Source organism: Streptomyces sp. NPDC004629 (assembly GCF_042873595.1).
In the GTDB taxonomy this organism is placed as follows: domain Bacteria; phylum Actinomycetota; class Actinomycetes; order Streptomycetales; family Streptomycetaceae; genus Streptomyces.
On record NZ_JBIALO010000096.1, the window covers coordinates 1 to 1020 of the forward strand.

At 55.8% G+C, this 1020-nt stretch carries 1 rRNA gene; it reads left to right on the forward strand.

The annotated features are described in order from the left end of the window. Window positions 1-1020, forward strand: a 23S ribosomal RNA gene (locus ACFYTE_RS42390); the annotation flags it as partial.

Here is a 1020-nt window from a genome sequence, read left to right on the forward strand (position 1 = left end):
GCTGAGAACTTAAGCGCCAGTAAACGGCGGTGGTAACTATAACCATCCTAAGGTAGCGAAATTCCTTGTCGGGTAAGTTCCGACCTGCACGAATGGCGTAACGACTTCTCGACTGTCTCAACCATAGGCCCGGTGAAATTGCACTACGAGTAAAGATGCTCGTTTCGCGCAGCAGGACGGAAAGACCCCGGGACCTTTACTACAGTTTGATATTGGTGTTCGGTTCGGCTTGTGTAGGATAGCTGGGAGACTTTGAAGCATTGACGCCAGTTAGTGTGGAGTCGTCGTTGAAATACCAGTCTGGTCGTGCTGGATGTCTAACCTGGGTCCGTGATCCGGATCAGGGACAGTGTCTGATGGGTAGTTTAACTGGGGCGGTTGCCTCCTAAAGGGTAACGGAGGCGCCCAAAGGTTCCCTCAGCCTGGTTGGTAATCAGGTGTTGAGTGTAAGTGCACAAGGGAGCTTGACTGTGAGACCGACGGGTCGAGCAGGGACGAAAGTCGGGACTAGTGATCCGGCGGTGGCTTGTGGAAGCGCCGTCGCTCAACGGATAAAAGGTACCCCGGGGATAACAGGCTGATCTTCCCCAAGAGTCCATATCGACGGGATGGTTTGGCACCTCGATGTCGGCTCGTCGCATCCTGGGGCTGGAGTCGGTCCCAAGGGTTGGGCTGTTCGCCCATTAAAGCGGTACGCGAGCTGGGTTTAGAACGTCGTGAGACAGTTCGGTCCCTATCCGCTGTGCGCGTAGGAGTCTTGAGAAGGGCTGTCCCTAGTACGAGAGGACCGGGACGGACGAACCTCTGGTGTGCCAGTTGTTCTGCCAAGGGCATGGCTGGTTGGCTACGTTCGGGAGGGATAACCGCTGAAAGCATCTAAGCGGGAAGCCTGCTTCGAGATGAGGACTCCCACCTACTTGATGGGGTAAGGCTCCCAGTAGACGACTGGGTTGATAGGCCGGATCTGGAAGCCAGGTAACTGGTGGAGGTGACCGGTACTAATAGGCCGAGGGCTTGTCC